We start from the raw sequence: 25,677 nt of genomic DNA on the forward strand, positions 1-25,677 counted from the left end.
GATTTTTCATTATACCACAGTCCTTTACCTTTTTGATATCGTCTCGCAAAATTATTTTTAATAAGTATACATTGCCCGGCAAAGCTTTTGATTTCACATAAAGTAAAATAAAAAAGCTGCTTGCGCAGCTTTTTTATTTAGTGCCGAAGATTCTGTCGCCCGCGTCGCCCAGACCGGGAACAATATATCCTTTTTCGTTAAGATGATCATCAAGAACCGCTACATAGATATCCACATCGGGATGTTCTTTTTGTACCACTTCAACGCCTTGCGGGGCCGCGACAAGGCACATCAACTTAATCGTTTTCGCACCGCGCTCTTTCAAAAGCGTAATCGCAGCTGAAGCCGAACCGCCGGTCGCAAGCATCGGGTCAGTAACGATGAAAAAGCGCTCCCCGATATCGGACGGCAACTTGCAATAGTATTCCACCGGCTTCAATGTTTGCGGATCACGATACAAACCGATATGACCGACGCGCGCACTCGGAATCAAATCAAGCAACGCTTCAACCATGCCGAGACCGGCACGCAGTACGGGCACAATGCCCATTTTTTTGCCGGCCAGACGTTTACCTATCGTCTTAGTGATCGGCGTTTCCACTTCGACATCTTCCAATGGCAAATCACGCGTGATTTCGTAACCCATCAGCAATGTAATTTCCTGCAGAAGTTCACGAAAATCTTTGGAACTTGTATTTTTGTCACGAATTAAAGTGACTTTATGTTGAATCAGCGGATGATCCAGAATATGTACAGCCATAAGCGCTCCCGTTATTTATAAATCGGATATTTTTCACAAAGTGTCGCGACTTCTTTACGTGCTTTTTCCGCGACGGATGCATCCTGCGGTGCTTTCAAAACAGACGCGATCACACGCCCTACCGTTTTGAAATCTTCTTCCTTGAAACCGCGTGTCGTCAAGGCCGGCGAACCGAGACGAATACCGCTCGTGATGAACGGACTTTGCGTTTCGAACGGAATCGTATTCTTGTTACAGGTAATGCCCACTTCATCCAAAACATGTTCCGCGTCTTTGCCGGTGATCCCGAGACCTTGTACATCAATCAGCAACAAATGATTGTCCGTACCGCCCGTGACGGCACGCAAACCGTTTTCCACCAATGTGTCGCCAAGTACTTTGGCATTGGCGATAATCTGTTTCGCATAGGCTTTAAATTCCGGCTGCAATGCTTCGCCGAAAGCTACCGCTTTGGCGGCAATGACATGCATCAACGGCCCGCCCTGGATGCCCGGGAAAATCGCTTTGTCAACGGCCTTCGCATATTTTTCCGTCGCCATGATCATACCACCGCGAGGTCCGCGCAAAGTTTTGTGCGTAGTCGTTGTTACGATATCGGCAAACGGCACCGGACTCGGATGTACACCCGCCGCGACAAGACCTGCAATGTGCGCCATGTCCACCATGAAAATTGCATCGACGGCATGCGCAATCGCCGCCATACGTTCAAAATCAATGATCCGCGAGTACGCGCTGCCGCCGCCGATAATCAGCTTCGGTCTCGCTTCGCGGGCGATTTTTTCCATCGCGTCATAATCGATACGTTCCGTTTCCCGATCCACCCCGTAGGAAACGACATTGAAGTAGCTGCCCGAAACATTGACCGGACTGCCGTGGGTCAAATGGCCGCCATGGGAAAGGTCCATGCCCATGATCGTGTCATTCGGCTTGAGCAACGCGAAATATACACCGAAATTGGCCTGTGAACCGGAATGTGGCTGCACGTTAACATGGTCACAGCCAAACAGTTCTTTGGCTCGATCGCGCGCCAAATTCTCTACTTTATCGACAAATTGGCAGCCGCCGTAGTAACGTTTTCCCGGATACCCTTCAGCGTATTTATTCGTTAAAATACAGCCTTGGGCTTCGAGGACTGCTTCACTGACAAAGTTTTCTGAAGCAATCAGTTCCCATTTGTTTTGCTGCCGATGCAATTCATCGGTAATGTAAGCAAATAATTCTGCATCCTGTTCGCGTAATTTTCGCATGATCATCCTCCTACTCAATGAAAATTTTATGCTTTTGTATACCGGGCTCGTTCGCCTCCGATCAGCGGAAATCTTGTTCGAGCCGCGACTACCAAAGCCGACCCGATATGATTTTGCTGCAATCGTACCGGCACTACCACGCGACGCAAATGCATGCCGATCATCGTGCAACCGATGTCCAAGCCGCCCGCCGCCGATACTTCCTCCACCACAACCGGATCGTCAAAAAGCGCCATGGCATTGGTAGAAAAAGAACCGCCCGCATGCAGCCACGGCACGACCGTGACTTGTTGCAAATGTAAGCGTTCCGCCGTTTTGCGTTCGACAACCAGCGCGCGGTTTAGATGTTCGCAGCATTGAATCGCCAATTCCAAATGTTGCGCCTGCGCCACTTCCATCAATGCCCTGATCGCTTCTTCGCCCACTTCCGCGGAGCTGTCTTTGCCGATATGACCGCCGCGAATTTCACTGGATGAACCGCCAACCACGATTAAGTCCTGCGGAGCAAATTGCGCGATCTCACAAAGTTCGTTAAAAGCCGCTTTGGTCTGTTCATATATTTCACTCATGCGTAGAACCCCCTTGTTCCAGTACGGTAATTTCGTTCACCCGACGCTCGTGACGACCGCCTTCAAATTGACCTTCCAAAAAGGCGTGCACAATTTCCAGCGCCAAACCCGGCCCGATGACGCGCTCTCCCATCGTCAAAATGTTGGCATTATTATGCGCACGCGATGCTTTCGCGGAAAAGACATCGTGACAAAGCGCGGCACGAATGCCCGGCACTTTGTTCGCGGCGATGCCGATCCCGATCCCCGTGCCGCAAATCAAAATGCCCAGCTCGGCTTCACCGGCGAGTATCGCCGCAGTGGCATCCTGCGCAATTAAGGGATAATCACAAGAATCTAACGAGTGAGTCCCCACATCTTTTACTTCATAACCTTCCTCTGCGAGCTCACGACGAATCGCTTCTTTCAAATGAAATCCGCCATGATCACTGCCGATCACTATCTTCATCATATCCCTCCTTGGTAGTTCTATCCTACCATAAAACAGGCGGTAAGGGCATAAAAAGTACACTTATTTTGTGTTGCCATGCTCCGGATAGAGTCTTTGTTTCGCCGCTACCAGATGCTCCCAAATCGAGCTTGCGCATTGCGCATACAAGCTTGCGTCACCGCCGAAAGGATCGGGGATTTCTCCGCCCAAACCGCTCCATTCGCCAAGTGTTTGGATTTTCTTTTCCAACTCACCGAACGAGCGCCGTAAAAGATCCCGTTGACTTTGCGTCATCACCACAACCGCATCCGAATTTTGTAACATGTCCCGTGTCAATGCTTTCGCGGTATGCCCGGAAAACGGAATCTCACGACGTGACAGTTCCGCCACTGCCAACGGCGCCGCCGGCATACCGATGGCCGGCGCCAACCCCGCCGAATGGACCGTGTATGAATCGTCAGTAACATCTTTCATTAAATATCGCCACATCGCTTCCGCCATCGGACTGCGACAGGTATTGCCCGTACATACAAATACGACTTTCATTTATTTCACCTCTCGAACCTGGTACGCAGCCGCTTTCAAAAGACGATTCATGACCGCAAGCCCGATGCCCTGATCGGAAACACCTTCGGCATAAATCTCCTCCGCCGCCGTCTCGTCAAGATACAGCAAGCCCTGGTATAAATGCGCCGCATACGCCGCAGCGTCAGCTGCGTCGCCCCAAATATAGATGTTCTCACCGGCAGGTAAGGCGCGCGACGTCTCGGCGCTTACCAGGTAGCCGCGGCGAGGGTCGTACGTTTTTGCCAGCGCAGCGCGAATTTTTTCAGTTTCTCCCGTATATAAATACACCGGTACACGCGGCGCGTAATGACGGTACTTCATACCCGGCGCTTTCGGAATGCCTTGACCGGTGACAAGCGCCGAATCCAAACGTGTCGGCGCAAAGGCGGACAGCATTTCCAAGGTAATCGCTCCCGGTCGATATATGACAAGTTCATTCTCCTGCAGTGATACCACGGTAGATTCCAAGCCGATTCGGCAAGCGCCGTCATCTAAAATAGCATCCACTCTGCCGTCTAAATCATGCCGCACCGCCGGCGCGGTCACCGGACTCGGCCGTCCGGACAAATTCGCGCTGGGCGCGGCCAAAGGTACGCCTGCCGCGGCAATTAAAGCGCGCGCCACCGGTTGACTCGGTGCCCGTACAGCTACCGTCTCACCGCCCCCCGTCACGGTTGTCGGAACGATGTCCGATTTCGGCAATACCAACGTCAGCGGTCCCGGCCAAAATTCGGAAATAAGTCGGTCAACAAGCGGCGGAATTTCCTTTACCAAAGGCGCCAAGCCGTCGCGATCCAGCACATGTAAAATCAGAGGATTGTCGCTCGGACGTCCTTTGGCAACATAAATTTTTTTCGCCGCCTCACTATCCAAGCCGTTGGCCCCTAAACCGTATACCGTTTCCGTCGGAAATGCGACAAGGCCGCCGGCCCGCAGAATTTCGCCCCATGGAGCCACCTGCGGACCCAGCGGCCGTGAGTGATCAATTGTTACATACTTTGTTTTCATATCCGTTTCCACCAAACTACACGATCAAGATTCTGCAGATCCTGCCTGACGGCAGGTTCGCTGAACGCGTTCACTTCACGCACAAGAGCGCTTACCGCGGCCCCCTGCTCCGCGCCAATCTCCACCGCACAAAGCGCGCCTTTGCGCAAATGATGTACCATGGCCGGAATTATTCGGCGGTAGATGGCTAAGCCGTCTTCTCCGCCGCGCAACGCAGTCATCGGTTCGTGCCGTACTTCCGGCGCAAGGGCTTCAATCTCCCCATCGGGAATATACGGCGGATTGGACACGATGATATCAAATGTTTGGTCGGCAAGGGAACGGAAAAGATCACTCTCGATTATTTCCACGCGATCGCTTACTTCCAAACGCGCCGCATTTTGCCTCGCAACCGCCAAGGCGGCAGCGGAGATATCGCAAGCGATGCCCGTCCAGTGCGGACGATAGTGCAAAAGGCTCAAGATGATCGCGCCGCTGCCGGTACCGATATCCAATACCCGCAAAGGCGTTTCACCGCAGTGCTCCAGTACCGTTTCCACGAGCGTTTCCGTCGCCGGACGCGGGATCAAAACATCTTTTGTCACCACGAAAGGCAAGCGCATAAATTCTTTTTTACCGACGATCGCCGCAACGCTGTAGCCTTCGATGCGACGTTGAATATATGTTTTCAGTCGGGCGAGTTCGGACGCTTCGAGCGGACGTTCAAAGTGCGTATACAAATACAGTCGATTGACATCGAGCACTTCCGCCACCAATAAGTCGGCATCCAAGCGCGGATTTTCTATTTCGTGCTTGGTAAAATACGCCACCAACCATTGCAACATACGACCGATCGTCCAGAGCTCGTTCGCCATCAGTTCTCGCTTTCCGCCAGTTTGGCCGCCTGATCCGCGGCAATCAAACCGGATAACAGTTCTTCCAAATCGCCGTCAAGTACCGCCTGCAGCTGGTAAATCGTTACATTGATACGATGATCCGTCACGCGGCCTTGCGGGAAATTATACGTGCGAATGCGTTCGGAACGATCGCCGGTTCCCACTTGACTCTTACGGTCAGCCGCCAGTTTCGCATCCGCTTCCTGTTGCGCTAAATCGTAAAGGCGCGCTTTTAGTACGCGCATTGCCTTATCTTTATTTTTGGCCTGACTTTTCTCATCCTGGCAGGTCACTACCAGGCCGGTCGGCAAGTGCGTAATGCGTACAGCGGTTTCCGTACGGTTGACGTACTGACCGCCGGCCCCCGATGCGCAATACGTATCGATGCGCAGATCCGACGGTTTGATTTCGATTTCCACATCTTCCGCTTCCGGTAAAATGGCCACCGTCACCGTCGATGTGTGGACACGACCGCCGCTTTCGGTTTCGGGCACGCGTTGCACGCGATGTACGCCGCTTTCGTATTTCAATTTGGAATACGCGCCGGCTCCCGTGATCGAAAAGACGACTTCTTTATAGCCGCCCAAACCGGTTTCATTCCAATCGATCAAATCACAATGCCAGCCTTGCGCTTCGGCGTAATGCGTATACATGCGCATTAATTCCGCGGCGAATAAAGCCGCCTCATCACCGCCGGCACCGGCGCGGATTTCCACGATGACATTTTTCTCATCGTTGGGGTCTTTCGGTAATAATAAGATTTTCAACCGCTCGGCAAGTTCCGTTTTCGCCTGTTTATTCTCGGCAAGTTCCTCTTTGGCCAGAGCCAGCATATCCGCGTCCTGGTCTTTATCGTTCAGCAATTCTTCCGCTTCACGGATACCGGCCACGGCTTTTTTGTACTCGCGAAACGTTTCGACCGTTTCCGCCAAGGCGGCGTGCTGTTGCATCAACGCGCGCCACTTTGCCTGCTGCGCGATAACGTCCGGATCGCTGATTTGCTGCTCTAAATCCAAAAAGGTATCTTCCACCGTTTGTAATTTATCCTCTAACATATTCCTCCTGCGGTTTTGCCGCGTTCATCGCGGCAATAGCGACTTCGATCTGACTGTCATCCGGCGGACGAGTGGTAATATTCTGCAACCACAGCCCCGGCTTCACCAATGCCTGCACCACTGAATTGTCGCTGCGCGCAGCCAGACGAATCCATTCGTAGGCAAGACCCGCTACGACCGGCATCAAAATGATGCGGGAAAGAAAGCGCTCCCACAAACTTGGCCAGCCTAAAAAAGCAAATACAAAAATGCTGACAATCACAACCATCAACAAAAAGTTTGTACCGCAACGCGGATGCAATCGGGATTGCGGACGGACATTTTCGACCGTCAGCGGTAAATTTTTTTCATAGCAGTAAATCGTTTTATGCTCGGCGCCATGATACTCGAACACGCGCTGAATGTCTTTCGTTCGTGAGATACCGTATAAATACGCTAAAAAGATCAGGAGCCGCAGGATTCCTTCCGCCAGATTCAACAGAATATGGTTGGAACCCGTACCCGGGATAAATTTCGCCGCGTATGTCGGAATCGCCAAAAATAAAACCGCGGCAAACACAGTCGACACCGCCATCGTAATATAAATCTCTTTGTCATCGAGCTTTTCGTCCTCTTCGCCCGCGACCTGCGCCGAAAACATCAGGGAGCGCATGCCGATCACAAGCGATTCGTACAGCGCCACCATACCGCGCAGCAAAGGCTTGCTTAAAACCGGATACTTCACGCCCAAAGGCAAAGCCCTGTCCTTTTTCACAATGATCTCGCCGCCGGCATCACGAACCGCCGTGACAACATACTCCGGCCCGCGCATCATCACACCTTCGATGACCGCCTGACCTCCTACATAAGCTTTTTTCACCAAATTCCTACTTTCATTTATGTATAAAAATAGACAGACACTGTACGCGCCTGCCTACCCTTTTATTCGCTCTCTTTGCCGTATCGTTTATTGAATTTTTCAATACGGCCGCGCGCTTTCGCGAAACGCTGCTGGCCCGTATAGTACGGATGCGATTTGCTACTGATATCCACGTTGACCAGGGGGTATTCGTTGCCGTCTTCCCATTTAATTGTCTGGCTCGACGTCATGGTGGAACGAGTCAAAAACGCGTAATCCGCGCCGGCGTCTTGGAATACGACCGGATGATATTCGGGATGAATTCCTTTCTTCACAGTTGCACCTCTTTTCTTAACATACTGACACTAAGATAGTATAACAAATGCCCATATCAAATGCAAGATAAATTACTTGCGATGCCTTATTTTTATATCCGTTTTTTACAAAAAAACAAACGGCACCGAAGTGCCGTTTGCGTAAAATTATTTTATTTTGCGTATTCCGCAAATGCCGCTTTCAGTTCATCCGGACGATTACCGACGATTCGTTTTACTTCTTCGCCGTTCTGGAAGAAAATGAGGCTCGGTACGCCCATCACGTCCATTTGACCGGCGAGATCGCCACCTTCATCCACATTCACTTTAACAACTTTGACCTTGCCCGCATATTCTTCCGCGAGCTTATCAACTACCGGCGTAATCATTTTACACGGGCCGCACCACGAAGCCCAAAAATCAACCAATACAGCGCCTTTTTCAGATTTTACTTCCGATTCAAATTCTTGTGCAGTGGTAATTTCTGTAATATTTGCCATTGGGTATCACCTCATATAATGTATATCGAAAAATATAGAAATCCTGTATCAATATCATACCTACTTTCTTTCGGTCTGTCAAGTTTGTCCTTAGTGCGTATACATTAGAATAACGATTCGACAGGCGTTGTTGCACTTTATTCGAGAGTAAAGTGCAAACAAAAAATCCGCCGTAGCGGATTTTTTTATTACGAGTAGTCAATAAGCCGAGTTCTGTACGTTTGCACGTGACAATCATCTTTCTAGACAGCCGATTACTCGACTGCTCAAGCGACACACCCAAAAGGTCAGCGGGCAACTTCATCCCTTTTCTATTCGGTCTTGCTCCGAGTGAGGTTTACCTGGCCGACGGGTTACCCCGCCGCCGGTATGCTCTTACCATACCGTTCCACCCTTACCGTTGCCGGCGGTCTACATTTCTGTGGCACTGTCTCTGAGGTCACCCTCGCCGGATGTTATCCGGCACTCTGCCCTGCGGAGCTCGGACTTTCCTCGAGCTTACGCTCGCGATTGTCTTTCGTACTCGTTTCGATAGTGTATCATGTTTCTGCGAGGTCGTCAATTTACCAAAAACGAAAATATATCCGCCCGCACAGGATCGGCGACAATGTTTAAGCGGACGCCATCCGTCGCAAGCGTTCGCGTCAAATACTCCGCCAGACAATCGGCGACTTTGATCTCCGTGTGGTAATGGTGTCCGTCGACTACCACGATTCCCTGCGCCGCGGCACGCTGCGCCTCGTGGTATTTGACGTCGGCGGTCAAATACAAATCCGCGCCCTGCTGCACCGCGGCATCGGCAAATTCTACACCGGCACCGCTGCAAAGCGCCACGCGTTCAACGGTTTCACGTTGTCCGGCATACCGCAACACCGGAATCTCCAAGGCGGTTTGAATTTTCTTGAGCGCTTCCTCCAACGACAACGTTTTGGGAAAGCGACCGATCCGACCCAGGTAGAACGTTTCCCGCGGTTGTTCCAAAGGATACACATCATATGCCACTTCTTCGTAGGGATGCGCGGCCAGCATCGCGCGGAGTACTGTGTTTAAGTCCTGCGCCGGCACGATGGCTTCCACGCGTTCTTCTTCGACCGTTTCCATTTGCCCCAGATTTCCCAAAAAAGGCTGCGCGCCGGATAACGGTAAAAAGCGTCCCTGCCCCTGCACACTGAACGTGCAATGCGAGTAATCGCCGAGCGCACCGGCCCCGTGACCCCCCATGGCAGCACGGACCGCGTCCGCATGCGTTTGCGGGGTGAATACCGCCACTTTGTAAAACGGCTCGTGATGCACCGGTACAAGTCCTTCGACATCGACAAGCCCGATTTGTTCCGCCAGCAGATCGTTTACACCGGCGGTCGCAATATCCAAATTCGTATGCGCAGCGTAGCAAGCGATATCGTTTTGCACCAAAAGTCGCACCAAGTCCGCGATAGGATCTCCCGCAACCAATTGTTTCAACGGTTTAAACAGAATCGGGTGGTGCGCAACGATGAGGTTGATACCGTGCTCTTTCGCATAGCGGATGTTTTCTTTTGTGACATCAAGCGCCGTTAAAACACCGGTCACTTCCGTCTCCGGATCACCGACCAGCAATCCTACATTGTCCCAGTCTTCCGCCAATTTCGGCGGCGCCCATTCTTCCAACGCCTGCATTATCTTTCGGATTCGCATTGCTGCAGCATCTCCTTCCACTGTGCGATATCTTTCTCCAACGAATATAATTCCGTCTGTCGTGCCGCGGATTGCTCTTTCGCGTGCAATAAGCCGTTACGGTGGGCTTGCGCGCGGGTAATTAACCGATGCAGATGGCGGGAGAGCAGCGGCGCGCGAGTTTCCCAAAGGTAGGGTCCGACCGCCGTGAGTTTCTCCGGCAAATCCTGCTTCCCGGGAACGACACGAATGATTTCATAGAGGTGTTTGCCTTCTTCGCAAAGCCATTCCCGATCAATTTTCAGACCGAGTTCCCGCAAGCTTCGTCGCAACATCGCCTGACCTGTCATCGGCTGCAAAATAATAAACGCCAGTTCTCGGTACACTTCCGGCCGCGCCTGTAAAAGTTCCCGCATCAACGGGCCGCCCATCCCCGCCAAAATAATACCGTCCGCCTCGCCCGCCTGCAATATTTCCAGACCGCTGCCCAAGCGAAAATCCGCCTGCGTACCGTATGGGGTCCGGCAAAAGTTTTGCCGCGCTTTAGCCAGCGGTCCTTGTCGCAAATCACTGACGATGACGCACCGCGCACGCTTTTTTTCGAGCAGGTACAAGGGCACGTAGCCGTGATCACTGCCGATATCGGCTACGGTATCGCATACGGGTATGGCGTCCGCAACGGTTTGCAAACGCGGTGACAATGTCACAGAAGGCGCTATGCCATCCTGCATACAAAAACTCCTTTAGACAAAAAAGGACGACCGCAGTCGTCCTACAATGCAATGTGGTGGGCCCACCTGGGATCGAACCAGGGACCGACCGGTTATGAGCCGGCTGCTCTACCCCTGAGCTATAGGCCCGGTGTATAAATATACTTTTCTATTATACAAAAGCATATAAAGACCTGTCAAACATCAGAGGTAGTCGGTAATCTTCTCGCGTTTCCCGCGACTGCGCAATTTTTCCAAGGCTTTGCGCTCGATCTGACGAATCCGCTCGCGCGTGACGTCAAAGTACTGGCCGACTTCTTCCAACGTTCTCTGCTTGCCGTCTTTTAATCCGAAGCGCAAATAAATGACTTCCCGCTCGCGTTTGGTAAGACCTTGTAAAATATCATCGACCTGCTCTTTGAGCAAAATGGCCGAAGCCGCTTCTTCCGGAGCGACGGCATTACGGTCTTCGATAAATTCTACCAAGTGGGAATCTTCCTCTTCGCCGATCGGGGTTTCCAGCGAAACCGGCTCCTGCGCAATCTTCATGATCTCGCGCACACGTTCCACGGTAATGTCCATTTGTTCGGCGATTTCTTCCGGCGTTGCTTCGCGTCCCAGTTCCTGCAATAAATTGCGGGCAGTCCGTGAAAGTTTGTTGATGGTTTCCACCATATGCACCGGAATACGAATCGTACGCGCCTGATCGGCGATCGCACGGGTAATCGCCTGGCGAATCCACCAGGTCGCATACGTACTGAATTTGTAACCTTTTTTATAATCGAATTTATCGACGGCTTTGATCAAGCCGAGGTTACCTTCCTGCATCAAATCCAAAAATTGCATGCCGCGGCCGACGTAGCGTTTCGCAATGCTGACGACCAAACGCAAATTGGCATCCGTCAGATCCTGCTTGGCAAAATGCGCGTCCGCTAAAATGCTGCCCTCGTTGTGGCGCATTTCATCCGTGACGAGCCCTGCCTCCAACCGGCTTTGCACTTCGTCAGGTGATAAAAAAGCTTCGCTCGGCGTTGTCTCCGCACTGCCCTCATCGGATGGAATTTCCGCCATGGCCGTCGCCATTTCTACCGCCTGCTCTATATTTAATCCGTCCGCAGGCTTCATCTGCAAAATGTCCAATGATGTTTGCAAAATATCCGCCGTCGTTTCGTTCCATTCCAATTCGGAAGGAACTTGGAACGCCGTATACGGAATTTCCCCCTGCGCATCACTTACCTGCGCCATCACCGTCACCCAACGGATCACGGCCTGTCGTTGCGCCTGCGCTTCCATAATCAATTTGCCTGCTTCGATACGTTTGGCAAGCGCTACTTCTTCCGGCGCTTTTAACAGTGACACACGACCGATTTCTTTAAGGTACATGCGTACCGGATCATCTAAATGGATATTGTCATTGCCATCCTGCAAGTTTTCCGATGCCGCTTTACGCGCTTCGCGCGCTTCACTGTCTTCGTCTTCATCCTCTTCCGCCAGCGCCTCTTCCTTCTCTTCGCTGTTGACCATTTCAATATTCTCTTTATAGAAGCGAGCGTAAATTTTTTCAATTTTTTCCGCGCTTAAATCAAACCGTTCGAAGGCATCCATGACTTCTTCATACGTCAACACGCCGTCACGACGGCCGCGTTCCACCAAAAGCATCAGAATCTGATCAAGGCTGGCGCCTTCTTTGATCAGCCGTTGCATCGATTGGGCATCATCGGCGGCGACGGTGCGTTTCGATACCTTCCCTTTACTCTTCTTTTTAGTTTTGGATGCGGTCGCTTTTTTGTCGGTGCCTGCTTTTTGTTTAGTTTTCTTTGAGGGGATTTCTGCCGGTTCCGTCACGGTAACTTGATCATCTTCCGTGATCGCAAGCGGAAAACCCGCCTCCTGTAATTGCTGCGTCAACAATGTGCGACTGCGTTTCGAAAAATGATGCGGAGCCAAAATGGAAGATGCGGCGGCAGTACCTTGCGGCTTTGACTGATACCATTCGATCAAATTTTGCCGCGCCATTTCGATTCGTTCCGGCACCGTCAGGCGCGTCTGTTTTTTTGTCGTCTTGGTTTGGTTAGTTGCCGTCATAGTTCCTTCCTCTTCCACAGCTCCGTACTTGCTTTGTTTCAAAAATCTCTCTCCTTAAATCAGCGCAATAATTTTTCTTTCGTTTTCAGCTTTTCCAATGCTTTGCGTTCGATTTGCCGGATTCTCTCACGTGTAACGTCAAAATATCGTCCGACTTCTTCCAGCGTACGATGTTTGCCGTCACGCAAACCGAAGCGCAGGTAAATGACTTCGCGTTCGCGTTCAGGCAGCGTATTAAGCGCCGCTTCAATTTGTTCGCGCTGCAATGTTTCCGCCACTGCTTCTTCCGGCGCCACCGCATCGCGATCCTCAATAAACGAACCTAAATGGGAATCTTCCTCTTCCCCGACCGGTTTTTCCAACGAAACCGGTTCTTCCGCAATTTTTCGGATCTCTCGTACTCGCTCAACCGTTACTTCCATCGCTTCGGCGACTTCTTCAATCGTCGCCTCGCGTCCCTTTTCCTGTCCGATCTGGCGGGTCAATCGGTTCATCCGATTGATCGTTTCTACCATATGCACCGGAACACGGATCGTGCGTGCCTGATCGGCAATCGCCCGCGTAATGGCCTGACGAATCCACCAGGTCGCATACGTGCTGAATTTAAATCCTTTTGTATAGTCGTACTTTTCCACCGCTCGCAGTAAACCGAGATTGCCTTCCTGGATCAAATCCAAAAACGGCAAACCGCGACCGTGGTATTTTTTGGCAATACTGACTACCAACCGCAGATTCGCATCGGAAAGCTCTTTGCGTGCCATATCGGCATCCGCTTCCAGCTCGCGCTGCTCGCGTTTCGTGTAGCCTTCCACCTCGCGGCCGGCTTCGATACGCTGCGCCAGTTCCACTTCCTCGTCAGCGGTTAACAAGTCAACCTGACCGATTTCTTTTAAATAGGTTTGCACCGCGTCATCGACGCGACTGCCGGACGCTTCCGTCGCCTCCGCCTGCGCGGCGGCGGGCGATGTGACCGCGCAAAGAACAAGTCCCCGCTTGGCCAGCGCGGCGAGCATCTGGTCCCATTTACGATACGAAAACCCCTGCTGCACCGCATACTCTTGCCAAACGCTGTACGCAAGGTTCCCCTGCTTATCCGCGCGGGCTACAAGACTTGCGACGTGCGCGCGATTGCCTTTCTCCGTTGCTTGCATGGCGCCTCCTTTACCACTCATCACAAGGAATGGATCGTTTGCGAAATTTCTACGACTAATTCCATTTCCCTGCGAAACGCTTCGACATCTCCCGCCTGATTATACTGTTCGGCCGCTTTTCTGTGCGCATTATAGGAACGCACCAGCGTCGCCTTGCGGAGACGTCGGATAAGTAATGCCACGTCGGTGGTTCGTGGCGTCAGCCCATCCATTATAACACCCGAAAGCCGTGCTTGCTCGTCGGCCGTCAAAGGAATTTCCCGACCGATTTGCGCCGCATTCACAGTGTCATTTGCCGTCGTCTGTAAAAAGGCAAAAATTTTTTTCCACAGCGGATCGATAAAATCCTCCGTCGTCAACTGATCGAGGAGTTCTTGGCGTTGCGCCGACCCGCTGAACAGCAGATGCATCGCATCGTCTTCCGCCGGATCGGCAGTGGCGCGCGGCGCATCGGCCGCTTCCGCCCGATTGCCCACCGGCGCGATGTACACGCTTTTCGCTTGCGTTTTGGCGATTTTTTGTGCTTCACTGCGCACAATATTTTCATTCATGCGTAAGCGCGTCGCCAAACGCCGCAGATAACTGTCGATCGTAATGGCATTATCCGTTTGCATGATTTCCGGAATAAATTCCTGAACAATCATATTTTTGCCGTCAGTACTGGTCGCGTCGTGAGCAGCAAGGATTTCATCCAGCCGGTAATCCAACACGTTTTGCGCCATGGTAATGACATCTTCCCACGCTTTAGCGCCGTGTTGTTTAATGTATTCATCCGGATCTTTCCCGTCGGGAAGTGTCGCAATACGAAGTTTCAAACCCGTCTCGCGCGCGATGGCAATCGCCCGTCGAGTCGCTTCGCGGCCGGCGCGATCCATATCATACGCGACGATTGCCACATCGCAAATGCGGCGCAACAGTTGCGCCTGACGTTGCGTGAATGCCGTACCGAGAGAAGCGACGACATTGGTCACTCCCAAATTGTGAACGCCCACGACATCCATGTAACCTTCGACCAGCACCGCCTGTTTTGTTCTGCGTATCTCTTTGCGGGCCCGTTCCATCGCGAAGAGCAGGTCGCCTTTATGAAAGATCGGCGATTCCGGTGAATTTAAATACTTCGGCTCACCTTCTTCGACAATGCGCCCGCCGAAAGCCACCACACGGCCTTTATTGTCGCGAATCGGAAACATACAGCGCCCGCGGAAACGATCATACGTTTTCCCGTTTTTCGTCAAGCACAAACCGCTTTTAATCAAATCTTTTTCCCGGTAACCGCGTTCGCGAAAATCATGATACAAGCGGTCCCACTGCGGCGGCGCAAAGCCGAGTTTAAAATCGACAATGGTCTGCGCGGATAGGCCTCGTTTCTTAAAATAGTCAATCCCTACAGCGCCCATGCGTGTTTTCGTCAGACAATTATGAAAATAGTCAGCCGCCAAATCGCAGATCTCATACAATCGTTGCCGCTCTTCTTCCCGCTTGCGCTCGGCCGGTGACAGATCCGCCTTGGGAATTTCCAAGCCGATCCGTTGCGCCAGTTTTTCCACGGATTCCGGGAACGAAATGTTTTCTATCTTTTGCACAAATTGAAAAACGTCACCGCCCGCATGGCAACCGAAGCAATAAAAAAACTCCTTGTCGGGTGAGACGGAAAATGACGGCGTCTTTTCTTCATGAAACGGACAGCACGCCCAATAGTTATTCTGTTTTCGGGTCAGCGGCACGTAACTTCCGACCACATCGACAATCGGATTGCCGGCACGTACCTGCTCAATAAATTCTTTGCTGAACTGCATAACGCCTCCGTTTCTGATATATGTATTAACCGTGGAACGGCAAAATCCTTTTTTCGTCCACGTAAAAACCGTCGTCATTATGACGACGGTTTTATTTATTTGGCATAATCGGTCGCCCTGGTTTCCCGAATGACGACTACTTTGACCTGCCCCGGATACTTGAGTTCGTTTTCGATACGCGTGGCAATTTTATGTACCAACAACGTAGCTTCGTCCTCGTTCACTTTTTCCGGTTTGACCATGACACGAATTTCGCGACCGGCCTGAATCGCAAAGCAACTTTCCACACCGTCAAACGACTTGGCGATTTCTTCCAACTTCGTGAGACGTTTCAAATAATTTTCCAGCGTTTCGCGACGAGCGCCCGGCCGTGCAGCTGAAATCGCATCCGCTGCCGCTACCAAAACCGCTTCCACAAAGGTCGCTTCCGTATCGCCGTGATGGGATCCAATCGCATTCACCACAACGTCCGGTTCATGGTACTTCTTGGCAATCTCTACACCCAATTCCACATGTGTGCCTTCCGTTTCCTGATCGATCGCTTTGCCGATATCATGCAACAGGCCGGCACGACGTGCCATGCCTACATCGGCTCCGATCTCGGCGGCCAGCGTGCCCGCTAACATCGCCACTTCCACGGAGTGCTGCAGAACGTTTTGACCATAACTGGTACGATATTTCAATCGTCCCAATATCTTAATCAGCTCGGGATGTAAATCGTGGATACCGACGTCGAATGTCGCCTGTTCACCGGCTTCACGCATCGCTTTATCCACTTCTCGTTTGGCTTTTTCGACGGTTTCTTCAATACGAGCCGGATGAATTCTGCCGTCTTTAATCAAGTTCTCCAAGGCAATACGCGCGATTTCCCTCCGTATGGAATGGAAACCGGACAGCGTCACCGCTTCTGGAGTATCATCAATGATTAAATCTACACCGGTCGCCATCTCCAGCGCTCGAATGTTGCGCCCTTCACGACCGATAATCCGACCCTTCATTTCATCATTCGGTAAGCTTACCACCGAAATCGTAGTTTCGGCGACCTGATCGGCGGCGTTGCGTTGAATCGCCAGTGAAATCACTTCACGTGCGTTTTTATCCGCTTCCGCTTCGAATTTTGTTTGTAATTCACGAATCAAGACCGCTTGATCATGCTTAATTTGCGTCTCCGTTTGCTCCAGCAACAATGCCTTCGCCTGTTCCGCAGTCAAGCCAGAGATTTCTTCCAACTTTTGCAACTGCTGCGCATACAGGCTGTCTGCCGCGCTTTGCCGTTCTTTTACTTTCGCATCACGGCGCTGCAACGCTTCTTCCTTATGTTCCAGCGAATCCGCACGTTTCTCCAAATTTTCTTCTTTTTGCAGTAAACGTCGTTCATACCGTTGTAAATCTGTGCGGCGTTCTTTTTCTTCCTGTTCAAAATCGGTACGCAGACGATGCATTTCGTCTTTTGTCTGCAGGACGCTCTCTTTGTACGTGCTGTCAGCATCCCGTCGCGCCTGAGCGACGATGCGGGAAGCTTCCTGCTCGGCACTGCCGATTTTCGATTCCGCTAAACTGCGTCGTAAAAAATAGCCGCATGCCACGCCGATAATCGCCAAGAGAAGTCCTATCATGAGAGTCTCAACTATGATCTCCACCTCCCTTGCGCATAGAAAATCAATTGATTTTCTATATATTATTTGGTTTTTTATGTTCGTTTCTTACAGATTGCCTTTATTTATTGTAGATTTTTTTAATAATACTGTCAAGTAACGCGCCGTCTTATAAATATCTCCGGCATGGGCAAAAAGCTTTTTAATGCGGATGTTTTGCGCGCCGCTAAAAGCAACGACAGGAGTAGCAAAAAAATAATTTTCATAAATACGTTTACAAAAAATGACTCCCGCAAAAGGAGTCATTTTTTATGATGTTTTTTCTGCTTCATATGAAAAACCGATTCCATTCATCGTCACCACTCCGTCTCGAAGTAGGAGCGGCGCTTGTCTTACTGTGAGAATATCAATCGTATTTTGAACGCTCGGAGAGCAATAAATCCCGTGCGGCGAGTTCTTCCAAAACCGCATAAAACGTGCTTTGTCCGTAACCGCGATTGGCAAGATAGGAACCGACTTTCCGACGTAATACCGAACCGTTTTTGGTTAATTTCGCAAGTACAAGAACAAGAGCCCGTTCTTTTTCTTCCTCTGCGTTCAGCCGTTCCGGCATCTCCAACCCGCGCTCCTTCATTTTGAAGGCGATATAGCTGTTGCCGTAGACGCCTTCCTCTACAAAGCGACGATACACACGTTTTGCCAGCGCCTCGTCATCAATGAAGCGATTGTCCTGCAAACGCTTGATCGCGGCGTCTTTTTCCTCATCCGTGTACCCTTTCGCCGTGAGTTTGCGTCGGATCTCCAATACGGAATAGCTGCGCTTCGAAAGATATGTCAGCGCCTGATCATAGGCGCGATCCTCATTCGTCATTCGCTTCCGTCAGCTCGCCCTCTTCGAAAAGTTCAGGCTCGGCCAACAACGTATCGCGAATCAATTTATCGATCTCTTGCGCGATCGCCGGATTTTGTTTCAGATATTCTTTGACATTTTCTTTACCCTGACCCATGCGCTCGCCGTTGTAGGAATACCACGAGCCGCTCTTTTGGATAATGTCCATGTTCACGCCGATGTCGATCAACGTGCCCTCATGCGAAATACCGGAGCCGTACATCATGTCGAATTCCGCCAGACGGAACGGCGGCGCCACTTTATTTTTCACAATCTTCGCACGAGTTCGGTTACCGATCACATCGGTCCCCTGTTTAATCGTTTCGCCTTTACGAATATCAATGCGAATGGTCGCGTAAAATTTCAGCGCACGACCGCCTGTGGTCGTTTCGGGGTTGCCGAACATGATGCCGACTTTTTCACGCAACTGGTTGATAAAGATGACGATCGTTTTGGATTTGCTGATGATACCGGTCAATTTGCGCAGCGCCTGGCTCATCAGACGAGCTTGCAAACCGACGTGTGAATCGCCCATTTCCCCTTCAATTTCCGCTTTCGGAACCAGCGCCGCCACCGAGTCGATAACGATAATATCAATCGCGCCGCTGCGCACCAGCATCTCGCAAATTTCCAGCGCCTGTTCACCGGTGTCCGGCTGCGAAATCAAGAGATTCTGTGTGTCGACACCGAGATGGCGCGCGTAAATCGGATCCAGCGCGTGTTCCGCATCGATAAAAGCGGCGATACCGCCCTGTTTTTGCGCCTGCGCGATCGCATGCAAGGCGACCGTTGTTTTACCGGACGATTCCGGTCCGTAGATTTCAATGACACGTCCGCGCGGAAAACCGCCGATGCCCAACGCCAAATCCAACGCCAGTGAGCCCGAAGAAATAACTTCCAAATTCATGTTGGAGCCGACATCTCCCAAACGCATGACGGCGCCTGCACCGAAATCCCGTTCGATCTGTTTGATCGCGCGTTCCAGCGCTTTTACTTTGCCTTCATTCAGGCTGTTATTTTCCATCGATCGTATCCTCCTTCGAATGTATCTGTAACCATGCCGCCAATTCCGCTAAGGCAAATCGCACGGCGCTTGCGCGCACTTCCGCGCGCGTGCCGCTAAACACGCAGCGTTGTACCTTATAATCCGTTTTGCTGCCGCAGGCGATATATACCGTGCCGCAAGGTTCGGTCGTCGTGCCGCCACCCGGCCCCGCATATCCTGTCGTCGCTAAACCGATATCGGCCGCGGCGCTGGCCAAAATTCCCATGAGCATTTCCTGTGCCGTTTTTTCGGAAACGGCGGTATACCGCGCGAGCGTTTCGGCACGAACGCCGAGCCACGCTTCTTTACGACGCTCCTGATACGCAACTATCGTGCCCTCGAAGTACGCGGAGCTGCCCGCCCGATCTGTCAATGCGGCCGCGAGCATGCCGCCGGTGCAGGATTCTGCGGTCGCTACGCGTAAACCGCTTTGCAATAATGCTTCATGCAACGCTTTCGGCATCAAAGACCGCATCAGTACGCCGGTCCGATCGGCTCCGCTACGACATCGTAAGCGTAACCCGCCACAATTTTTACAGGCACGAAATCCCCCGGCCGTAAACTCGGTTCATTTTCCAAATACACTTTGCCGTCCACGTCCGGCGCCTGACTGATCAGGCGTCCTTCTGCCGGAGTCTCCGCCGTCGCCGCCGCTTCAATCAGGGCGACCGTTTCCTGACCGACGCTTTCGCGATTAAGTTCTTCGGAAATCGCCGCCTGTATGGACATCAGAATATCGTAGCGTTGGCGCTTGACTTCGTCGGGCACCTGCTCCGGCATGCGTGCCGCCGGCGTGCCGTCCTCCTGTGAATAAGGGAATACGCCCACGCGATCGAAACGGATTTTTTTCACGAGTTCGCAAAGTTCTTTAAAATCGGCTTCCGTTTCGCCGGGAAAACCGACGATAAACGTCGTACGCAAGGTAATCGGAACGGCCTGCGCGCGTACTTTTTCAAGCAAACTGATAATATCCGCTTTGCGGTCACGACGATTCATGCGCTGCAAAATGCGATCGCTGATGTGTTGCAAGGGAATATCGATATATTTGCAGATTTTGGGATTCGTAACGATTTCCTGTAAGAGTTCATCCGTAAAATATTTCGGGTATAAATATAAAAGCCGTACCCATTCAATTCCGTCAATCGCCGTCAATTCTCGCAATAACGAGGCAAGAGTCGTCGGATTCTCCAAGTCTCGGCCGTAGCTCGTGGTATCCTGCGCGATCACGTTAATTTCACGGACACCCTCCTGCGTCATCTTCCGCACTTCACTGACGATGGATGCTACACTGCGACTGCGAAAGCGTCCGCGCACGTAGGGAATCAGGCAAAACGCGCAACCGTTACTGCAGCCCTCCGCCACCTTGACATACGCACTGTAATGCGGAGTGGTACGCTCGCGCGGCAAAGCGGCCAAATCCGGCAGCGGCGCCCGATCAAAGTAAGCGACATGTGACTTGCCTTCACGTTCAAAACGCTCCACCGCTTCCACAATGCGTTCCCACGATTCCGTGCCCAGCAAAATATCAATTTCCGGAATCTCACGAAACAACTCTTCACGGAATTGCTGGCTCAAACAACCGGTGACAACCAGCAGCCGCGCGCGACCGGTTTCTTTATATTGCGCCGCCTGCAAAATTTCCTGAATAGATTCTTCCTTAGCCGCTTCGATAAACGTGCAGGTATTGACGACGATAACATCCGCCTGCGCCGGATCTTCCGTCAATTGCCATTGCGCCTTTTGCAGCAACCCCATCATCATTTCGGCATCGACTAAATTTTTTGAGCAGCCCAGGCTGATCACTGCGACTTGTTTCATTCAACTTCCTTTCCTGCAAAGCGTACTTCCTTAAACCACGCCGCCAATAACGCTTTGCGTCCGGTCGGAGTGTAGGTTTTACGGAGTGGCCAGAGTTGCAATTCCTGGTTTTCGGAATCCACTACCTGCGCACTCGGAAAACCGGTGTAGTAAAAATAATAATGCTTGCGATGCAAAGGCGTAAACGCATTCCCTTCCATCACCCAGTCCAATAAGGCGCCGACTTCCTGCGCCTGCGATGTCGATTTGGGAATCCCGATACCGTATAAGTAATACGCCGTCCCGTCCTGCGGATAAATCATAGTCAGCGGCAAACCCTGCACCATAAATTCGCGCGCGGTAGCCGCATCGGAAATGGCCACGTCACTTTTTTGCATCGCCAGAACGCGTACCGATGTCGACAAATATTTTGAATACTGCACCACATGTCGATGAATAAAATCCAGTTTACGGAATGCTTCGACATGCCCGTATTGTTCCACCATCGAGTATAAAAGCTCCGCGGAAAGATCCGCCGCTACGAAATCGGTCATCGTAATGCGGACATCATCATGCGCCGTCAAATCCTGCCACGAATGCAGCGGCTTCGACATGGAGCGATAGTAATCGTTGGTCACGACAAACACGATCGGAATATACCATGTGCCGGTCCACAGTCCGTCTTCATCTTTGAATTGTTGCGCGACAAGATCCGTTTGCTCCGACATATACGGTTGCAACAAATCAAAGCGAGCGAGCTCTTGCAGCGTCGCCTGACTCGCCCAGACAAGATCCGGTGCGGGAGTATTCCCCGGCGATTTCAGATGGTCTACAATCTGCTCCCCGGTCAAAGGCACCAGGGTAAGTTCCACCTGACGTTCGTTGCGATAGACCTCCGCCAAGGTTTGGATAATATCCGGCGGCATATCCGAATACACCACCAGCTTCTCCCTGACCGGGACCATCCCTTCTTCTGCCGCATCTTGCGTGGGTAAGTGCGCCGTCGCGACAAGCCATAGTACGACGACAACCAACAGCCCTACCGGCAACCATTTCCGCATGTTTTCACCTCGAATTTATTATACCATAGCCACTCCTTACGGATTCGCCCAAAATCGTCGCAAACAAAAACACATCGGCTGACAGCCGATGTGTTTTTTACTCTTCGTCTTCCGCTTCAAACATATCGTCGTACAATTTTTGGACCGCTTCAAATTCATTTTCCTCCGGCGATACATATTCGATCTCGCCATTTTCGGTCGTATCCATACGAGCTAAAATCAGATCCGGTTCTTTCTCTTCCGGTGCGTCGTCATCCGGGATGGACACCAGTACGGCAAATTGCTTGCCGTTATACGGAATAATAATATCCTGCGCGTAGTACTCCTCTTCGCCATTCGGACCTTCCACTTCCACGATGACTACTTCTTCATCATTCTGCAGTTCCTGTTCCGGTTGCTTTTCCATTGCCTACCCCTTCTTTCTGCACGATGGCATTCAAATACCCTTGCAATATAAGCACTGCGGCCAATTGGTCAACCACGGTACGCCGCTTATCGCGACGCACGTTACCCGCCAAGAGACTCCTTTGCGCGGCGACTGTCGTGAGTCGTTCATCCCAAAAAACAATTTCGGTGTCGGGGAGCAGGCGTTGTAAACGCGCCGCAAACTTTTGCGTTTTTTCCGCCCTTTCACCAAGGGTCCCGTTCATGTTTTTCGGTAAGCCAACCACAATCTTCGCCACGTCATAATGACGCGCCCATTCGGCCATGCGTTCCAGATCGGCGTTGCGGGAAATATGCTCCCACGTTTCCACCGCCTGCGCCGTCAGCCCGAGCGGGTCGCTCACGGCAATTCCCGTGCGTTTCGTGCCGACATCGAGCCCTAAAATTCGTTTCATTGGCGATCGTGGGCTACGTACAACGTAATCAAGTCTTCCAAAATGCGATCGCGTTCAAACCCACGAATCAAATTGCGCGCATTTCGGTGACTGGTAATATAAGTCGGATCACCGGACAGCAGGTAGCCCGCCAGCTGTACGACCGGATCGTGACCTTTCTCACGCATCGCCGCAATGACTTCGCGAAGCATCAGAGATACTTCCGAATCTCCTTTTTTTATAGGTGCATAAAATTTTGTTTCATCATTCACTGCCACGATAGTCCTCCTCTCAAGCCAAGGCTTGCAGCATCACCGCTACACCGGCTTCAATCGCTTCGCCAAGCTTAGCCGGATCCTTGCCGCCCGCCTGCGCCATATCCGGACGACCGCCACCGCCGCCGCCGGCTACTTTGGCCGCCGCCTTGACCGCATTTCCCGCGTGAATACCGCGAGCCACTGCGGTCGCGTCCGCCATGGCGACTAAATTGACTTTTTCACCGATCCGTGCGCCCAATAAAAGCGCCTGAATATCATCGCGCCCTTTGAGCATATCGCCCAAGGCGCGTAATTCCTGTACATCCGCCACTTCAACGATGCCCTTGGCAATCCGCAGGCCGTCTTGCGTAACTGCATTTTTCACCAGATCGCCGACCTGATCTTTGGCCTGCGCCTGATGCAATGAAGATAACTCTTGCGCCAACTCTTTCTTTTCCGCCAGCAGTTTTTCCAGTTTCTCCAACAATTCCTGCGGGCGTGCTTTTAAAAGCTCCGCCGCCTGCGCCAGATCATTCATGTCCTGTTTCGCCAACCGATACGCGGCATGCCCTGTCACCGCCTCGATGCGACGAATGCCGGAACCGATACCGCTTTCCGAAAGAATCCGGAAGGAACCGATTTCACCGGTGTTGCGGACATGACTGCCGCCGCATAATTCGATGCTGACCTCCGGTACTTCGACCACACGAACGATGTTTCCGTATTTTTCGCCGAAGAGTGCGATGGCGCCCAACTCTTTAGCTTCTTCGATCGGCAATTCGCGAATCTCGGTGGCGATGCCGGCTAAAATGCGCTCATTGACTTCCGCTTCGACCGCTCTCAGTTCGTCGGAGGAAAGCGGTTCGGGATGGGTAAAATCAAAGCGTAAACGTTCCGGCATTACGACCGAACCCGCCTGCGTGACATGATCGCCCAGTACATGGCGCAGCGCCGCTTGTAAAAGGTGCGTTGCGGTATGGTTGCGCGCCATATCATGACGACGCTCCGTATCGACGGCTAGCGTCACTTCCGCGCCGCGTTCGATCGTCCCTTCGGTGACATCACCCAGGAGATAAATCGTGCCGTCCGGGTTTTTCTTCGTATCGGTAATCTCTACCTTACCCGTAGCGCTTTGCAGTTCGCCGATATCGCCCAGCTGACCGCCGCCTTCGGCATGAAACGGGTTGGTGGCCAAAATAATGAGCACCGATTCGCCGTCGGAGGCCGCTTCGATTTCGACACCGTCGCGACCGAGCATCAAAATCTCACTGACCGTCGCCGTTTCATCTGCCGTCTTACCGGCCCCCGCCAAACGGGTAGTATCCGGTGTCACGACCTTCGCAGACACTTTCGCACGCGCCTGACGCGCTCGTTCGCGTTGCGTTTTCATTGCCGTTTTGAAGCCGTCGATATCGATCGTAAGTCCTGCTTCGGCAGCAATTTCTTCGGTCAGTTCCCAAGGAAAACCGTACGTATCATACAGTTGGAAAACGTCTTCGCCGCCGAGTACCGTTTTCTGCTGCTCTTTTGCGGCGTCTATTTTTTCCTGCAACAGCAAGCTGCCCTGGTCCAGCGTTTTTTGGAAACGGGCTTCTTCGCTGGCTGCAATCTTTTTAATATAAGCTCTCTTTTCAAAGAGATCCGGCAAGCCCTGTCCCAACAAATCAATGACCAAGTCCACCAACTCGGCCATAAACGGTTGGTTAATACCGAGCAATTTGCCCTGCCGTACCGCCCGTCGTAAGATTCGGCGCAATACATAACCGCGTCCTTCATTCGACGGCAGTACGCCGTCACCGACCAACGCCGTCACCGCCCGTGAATGATCGGCAATAACTTTAAGCGCAACGTCAGTCGCCGCCGAGGCGTTGTATTTTGTTCCCGCCAGCGCCGCCGCGCGTTCAATAATCGGAAAAATCAAATCCGTCTCAAAGTTGTTGCGTTTTTTCTGTAAAACGGCTGCCAGTCGTTCCAGGCCGGCGCCGGTATCGATGTTTTTCTTGGCGAGCGGCTCGTATTGACCGTCCTTTGTACGATTGTACTGCGTGAATACGAGGTTCCAAATTTCCAGAAACCGATCACCGTCACTGCCCATTGCATTTTCAGGACCGGTGCCGAACGATTCCCCCTGATCGTAAAAAATTTCGCTGCAGGGACCGCACGGCCCTTCGCCGATTTCCCAGAAGTTATCTTCCAGTTTATAAATGCGCTCGTCCGGCAAACCTACCGTTTCATGCCAAAGCGCATAGGCTTCCTTATCATCCGGATGAACTGTCACGTACAGACGCTCGGGATCCAGCTGCAGTTCTTCCGTGAGAAACTGCCAAGCCCATTGAATAGCATCCTGCTTAAAATAATCGCCGAATGAAAAGTTCCCCAACATTTCAAAAAATGTATGGTGACGCGCGGTTCTGCCGACATTCTCCAAATCGCCCGTACGCATACATTTTTGACAGGTTACCACGCGATGGCGCGGCGGTTCTACTTTCCCCGTGAAAAAAGGTTTTAACGGTGCCATACCGGCCCCGATCAAAAGCAAACTCGGATCATCTTTCGGAATCAACGGAAAGCTGGACAGATGCAAATGCCCGCGTTCTTCAAAAAAGCGTAAATAACGCTCACGAATTTCATTACCCTTCATGCTTTATATGTTCCCC

The 25,677-nt window shown here is 51.8% G+C and carries 25 protein-coding genes, 1 tRNA gene, 1 other RNA gene and 2 pseudogenes; all 29 read right to left on the minus strand.

Annotation, left to right across the window (positions count from 1 at the left end; translation table 11 throughout):
• Positions 1 to 133: 133 nt before the first annotated feature.
• The gene (gene upp, locus KIB08_RS03960; protein WP_024048533.1) at positions 134 to 760 is read right to left on the minus strand and encodes a uracil phosphoribosyltransferase; all 627 of its coding nucleotides are present in this window, start codon (positions 758 to 760) and stop codon (positions 134 to 136) included.
• Between the two features lie 11 nt (positions 761 to 771).
• Positions 772 to 2,007 carry a serine hydroxymethyltransferase gene (gene glyA, locus KIB08_RS03965; RefSeq protein ID WP_303989903.1) on the minus strand — a complete coding sequence of 412 codons (1,236 nt, stop codon included), beginning with the start codon at positions 2,005 to 2,007 and terminating at the stop codon, positions 772 to 774.
• Between the two features lie 26 nt (positions 2,008 to 2,033).
• The gene (locus KIB08_RS03970; RefSeq protein WP_303989906.1) at positions 2,034 to 2,576 is read right to left on the minus strand and encodes a TIGR01440 family protein; all 543 of its coding nucleotides are present in this window, start codon (positions 2,574 to 2,576) and stop codon (positions 2,034 to 2,036) included.
• A complete protein-coding gene (rpiB, locus tag KIB08_RS03975) occupies positions 2,569 to 3,024 on the minus strand; it encodes a ribose 5-phosphate isomerase B (protein WP_303990024.1) in 456 nt (151 codons plus the stop codon). The genes KIB08_RS03970 and rpiB overlap by 8 nt, the downstream gene beginning before the upstream one ends.
• 63 nt (positions 3,025 to 3,087) lie before the next feature.
• The gene (locus KIB08_RS03980; protein WP_303989908.1) at positions 3,088 to 3,552 is read right to left on the minus strand and encodes a low molecular weight protein arginine phosphatase; all 465 of its coding nucleotides are present in this window, start codon (positions 3,550 to 3,552) and stop codon (positions 3,088 to 3,090) included.
• Positions 3,553 to 4,581 carry an L-threonylcarbamoyladenylate synthase gene (locus KIB08_RS03985; protein WP_303989912.1) on the minus strand — a complete coding sequence of 343 codons (1,029 nt, stop codon included), beginning with the start codon at positions 4,579 to 4,581 and terminating at the stop codon, positions 3,553 to 3,555.
• Positions 4,578 to 5,435, minus strand: a complete 858-nt coding sequence (gene prmC, locus KIB08_RS03990; protein ID WP_303989913.1) for a peptide chain release factor N(5)-glutamine methyltransferase — start codon at positions 5,433 to 5,435, stop codon at positions 4,578 to 4,580. Before prmC ends, KIB08_RS03985 begins: the two co-directional genes overlap by 4 nt.
• On the minus strand, positions 5,435 to 6,511 hold the full coding sequence (gene prfA, locus KIB08_RS03995) for a peptide chain release factor 1 (protein WP_303989915.1): 1,077 nt from the start codon (positions 6,509 to 6,511) through the stop codon (positions 5,435 to 5,437). Before prfA ends, prmC begins: the two co-directional genes overlap by 1 nt.
• On the minus strand, positions 6,498 to 7,325 hold the full coding sequence (locus KIB08_RS04000; RefSeq protein ID WP_303990027.1) for a DUF1385 domain-containing protein: 828 nt from the start codon (positions 7,323 to 7,325) through the stop codon (positions 6,498 to 6,500). The genes prfA and KIB08_RS04000 overlap by 14 nt, the downstream gene beginning before the upstream one ends.
• Positions 7,326 to 7,432: 107 nt before the next feature.
• Complete coding sequence (locus tag KIB08_RS04005; protein WP_024048524.1) at positions 7,433 to 7,684, minus strand: type B 50S ribosomal protein L31; 252 nt, start codon at positions 7,682 to 7,684, stop codon at positions 7,433 to 7,435.
• 152 nt (positions 7,685 to 7,836) lie between these two features.
• On the minus strand, positions 7,837 to 8,163 hold the full coding sequence (gene trxA / locus KIB08_RS04010) for a thioredoxin (protein WP_303989918.1): 327 nt from the start codon (positions 8,161 to 8,163) through the stop codon (positions 7,837 to 7,839).
• Positions 8,164 to 8,350: 187 nt separating this feature from the next.
• Positions 8,351 to 8,689, minus strand: an RNA gene (rnpB, locus tag KIB08_RS04015) — RNase P RNA component class A.
• A gap of 32 nt (positions 8,690 to 8,721) precedes the next feature.
• Positions 8,722 to 9,837 carry a Nif3-like dinuclear metal center hexameric protein gene (locus KIB08_RS04020; protein ID WP_303989920.1) on the minus strand — a complete coding sequence of 372 codons (1,116 nt, stop codon included), beginning with the start codon at positions 9,835 to 9,837 and terminating at the stop codon, positions 8,722 to 8,724.
• Entirely contained in the window at positions 9,819 to 10,547 is a 729-nt protein-coding gene (locus KIB08_RS04025) for a tRNA (adenine(22)-N(1))-methyltransferase (protein ID WP_303989923.1), read from the minus strand. Before KIB08_RS04025 ends, KIB08_RS04020 begins: the two co-directional genes overlap by 19 nt.
• 54 nt (positions 10,548 to 10,601) lie before the next feature.
• Positions 10,602 to 10,676, minus strand: a tRNA-Ile gene (locus tag KIB08_RS04030).
• Between the two features lie 54 nt (positions 10,677 to 10,730).
• A pseudogene (rpoD, locus tag KIB08_RS04035) lies at positions 10,731 to 11,444 on the minus strand (RNA polymerase sigma factor RpoD); the annotation flags it as partial.
• 393 nt (positions 11,445 to 11,837) lie between these two features.
• Positions 11,838 to 12,611, minus strand: a pseudogene (locus KIB08_RS06935) (RNA polymerase sigma factor region1.1 domain-containing protein); the annotation flags it as partial.
• Between the two features lie 59 nt (positions 12,612 to 12,670).
• Positions 12,671 to 13,762 (minus strand): RNA polymerase sigma factor RpoD, encoded by a 1,092-nt coding sequence (rpoD, locus tag KIB08_RS04045; RefSeq protein WP_303989926.1) that lies wholly within the window; start codon positions 13,760 to 13,762, stop codon positions 12,671 to 12,673.
• 20 nt (positions 13,763 to 13,782) lie between these two features.
• Entirely contained in the window at positions 13,783 to 15,558 is a 1,776-nt protein-coding gene (gene dnaG, locus KIB08_RS04050; RefSeq protein WP_303989929.1) for a DNA primase, read from the minus strand.
• Positions 15,559 to 15,653: 95 nt separating this feature from the next.
• Positions 15,654 to 17,174: a ribonuclease Y gene (gene rny / locus KIB08_RS04055; RefSeq protein ID WP_303989932.1), complete on the minus strand. Its 1,521-nt coding sequence runs from the start codon at positions 17,172 to 17,174 to the stop codon at positions 15,654 to 15,656.
• Positions 17,175 to 17,559: 385 nt separating this feature from the next.
• Positions 17,560 to 18,024, minus strand: coding sequence for a regulatory protein RecX (locus KIB08_RS04060; RefSeq protein ID WP_303989936.1), 465 nt, complete (start codon positions 18,022 to 18,024; stop codon positions 17,560 to 17,562).
• Complete coding sequence (recA, locus tag KIB08_RS04065) at positions 18,014 to 19,066, minus strand: recombinase RecA (protein ID WP_303989939.1); 1,053 nt, start codon at positions 19,064 to 19,066, stop codon at positions 18,014 to 18,016. The genes KIB08_RS04060 and recA overlap by 11 nt, the downstream gene beginning before the upstream one ends.
• Positions 19,056 to 19,562: a CinA family protein gene (locus KIB08_RS04070; RefSeq protein WP_303989942.1), complete on the minus strand. Its 507-nt coding sequence runs from the start codon at positions 19,560 to 19,562 to the stop codon at positions 19,056 to 19,058. Before KIB08_RS04070 ends, recA begins: the two co-directional genes overlap by 11 nt.
• Positions 19,562 to 20,905 (minus strand): 30S ribosomal protein S12 methylthiotransferase RimO, encoded by a 1,344-nt coding sequence (rimO, locus tag KIB08_RS04075; protein ID WP_303989945.1) that lies wholly within the window; start codon positions 20,903 to 20,905, stop codon positions 19,562 to 19,564. Before rimO ends, KIB08_RS04070 begins: the two co-directional genes overlap by 1 nt.
• Complete coding sequence (locus KIB08_RS04080) at positions 20,902 to 21,945, minus strand: ABC transporter substrate-binding protein (protein ID WP_303989948.1); 1,044 nt, start codon at positions 21,943 to 21,945, stop codon at positions 20,902 to 20,904. Before KIB08_RS04080 ends, rimO begins: the two co-directional genes overlap by 4 nt.
• Before the next feature lie 97 nt (positions 21,946 to 22,042).
• Complete coding sequence (locus KIB08_RS04085; RefSeq protein WP_303989951.1) at positions 22,043 to 22,351, minus strand: DUF1292 domain-containing protein; 309 nt, start codon at positions 22,349 to 22,351, stop codon at positions 22,043 to 22,045.
• Positions 22,317 to 22,784: a Holliday junction resolvase RuvX gene (gene ruvX, locus KIB08_RS04090; protein WP_303989954.1), complete on the minus strand. Its 468-nt coding sequence runs from the start codon at positions 22,782 to 22,784 to the stop codon at positions 22,317 to 22,319. The genes KIB08_RS04085 and ruvX overlap by 35 nt, the downstream gene beginning before the upstream one ends.
• Entirely contained in the window at positions 22,781 to 23,041 is a 261-nt protein-coding gene (locus KIB08_RS04095) for an IreB family regulatory phosphoprotein (protein ID WP_083631536.1), read from the minus strand. The genes ruvX and KIB08_RS04095 overlap by 4 nt, the downstream gene beginning before the upstream one ends.
• Before the next feature lie 13 nt (positions 23,042 to 23,054).
• A complete protein-coding gene (gene alaS / locus KIB08_RS04100; protein WP_303989959.1) occupies positions 23,055 to 25,661 on the minus strand; it encodes an alanine--tRNA ligase in 2,607 nt (868 codons plus the stop codon).
• Positions 25,662 to 25,677 lie beyond the last annotated feature (16 nt).

The organism is Negativicoccus succinicivorans (genome assembly GCF_018372215.1).
Classification (GTDB): domain Bacteria; phylum Bacillota; class Negativicutes; order Veillonellales; family Negativicoccaceae; genus Negativicoccus.

Coding starts and splice junctions, on each gene's coding strand:
- upp (WP_024048533.1), bottom strand. CDS start 760: ATGGCTGTACATATTCTGGATCATCCGCTGATTCAACATAAAGTCACT.
- glyA (WP_303989903.1), bottom strand. CDS start 2,007: ATGCGAAAATTACGCGAACAGGATGCAGAATTATTTGCTTACATTACC.
- KIB08_RS03970 (WP_303989906.1), bottom strand. CDS start 2,576: ATGAGTGAAATATATGAACAGACCAAAGCGGCTTTTAACGAACTTTGT.
- rpiB (WP_303990024.1), bottom strand. CDS start 3,024: ATGAAGATAGTGATCGGCAGTGATCATGGCGGATTTCATTTGAAAGAA.
- KIB08_RS03980 (WP_303989908.1), bottom strand. CDS start 3,552: ATGAAAGTCGTATTTGTATGTACGGGCAATACCTGTCGCAGTCCGATG.
- KIB08_RS03985 (WP_303989912.1), bottom strand. CDS start 4,581: ATGAAAACAAAGTATGTAACAATTGATCACTCACGGCCGCTGGGTCCG.
- prmC (WP_303989913.1), bottom strand. CDS start 5,435: ATGGCGAACGAGCTCTGGACGATCGGTCGTATGTTGCAATGGTTGGTG.
- prfA (WP_303989915.1), bottom strand. CDS start 6,511: ATGTTAGAGGATAAATTACAAACGGTGGAAGATACCTTTTTGGATTTA.
- KIB08_RS04000 (WP_303990027.1), bottom strand. CDS start 7,325: ATGATGCGCGGGCCGGAGTATGTTGTCACGGCGGTTCGTGATGCCGGC.
- trxA (WP_303989918.1), bottom strand. CDS start 8,163: ATGGCAAATATTACAGAAATTACCACTGCACAAGAATTTGAATCGGAA.
- KIB08_RS04020 (WP_303989920.1), bottom strand. CDS start 9,837: ATGCGAATCCGAAAGATAATGCAGGCGTTGGAAGAATGGGCGCCGCCG.
- KIB08_RS04025 (WP_303989923.1), bottom strand. CDS start 10,547: ATGCAGGATGGCATAGCGCCTTCTGTGACATTGTCACCGCGTTTGCAA.
- rpoD (WP_303989926.1), bottom strand. CDS start 13,762: ATGCAAGCAACGGAGAAAGGCAATCGCGCGCACGTCGCAAGTCTTGTA.
- dnaG (WP_303989929.1), bottom strand. CDS start 15,558: ATGCAGTTCAGCAAAGAATTTATTGAGCAGGTACGTGCCGGCAATCCG.
- rny (WP_303989932.1), bottom strand. CDS start 17,174: ATGATAGGACTTCTCTTGGCGATTATCGGCGTGGCATGCGGCTATTTT.
- KIB08_RS04060 (WP_303989936.1), bottom strand. CDS start 18,024: ATGACGAATGAGGATCGCGCCTATGATCAGGCGCTGACATATCTTTCG.
- recA (WP_303989939.1), bottom strand. CDS start 19,066: ATGGAAAATAACAGCCTGAATGAAGGCAAAGTAAAAGCGCTGGAACGC.
- KIB08_RS04070 (WP_303989942.1), bottom strand. CDS start 19,562: ATGCGGTCTTTGATGCCGAAAGCGTTGCATGAAGCATTATTGCAAAGC.
- rimO (WP_303989945.1), bottom strand. CDS start 20,905: ATGAAACAAGTCGCAGTGATCAGCCTGGGCTGCTCAAAAAATTTAGTC.
- KIB08_RS04080 (WP_303989948.1), bottom strand. CDS start 21,945: ATGCGGAAATGGTTGCCGGTAGGGCTGTTGGTTGTCGTCGTACTATGG.
- KIB08_RS04085 (WP_303989951.1), bottom strand. CDS start 22,351: ATGGAAAAGCAACCGGAACAGGAACTGCAGAATGATGAAGAAGTAGTC.
- ruvX (WP_303989954.1), bottom strand. CDS start 22,784: ATGAAACGAATTTTAGGGCTCGATGTCGGCACGAAACGCACGGGAATT.
- alaS (WP_303989959.1), bottom strand. CDS start 25,661: ATGAAGGGTAATGAAATTCGTGAGCGTTATTTACGCTTTTTTGAAGAA.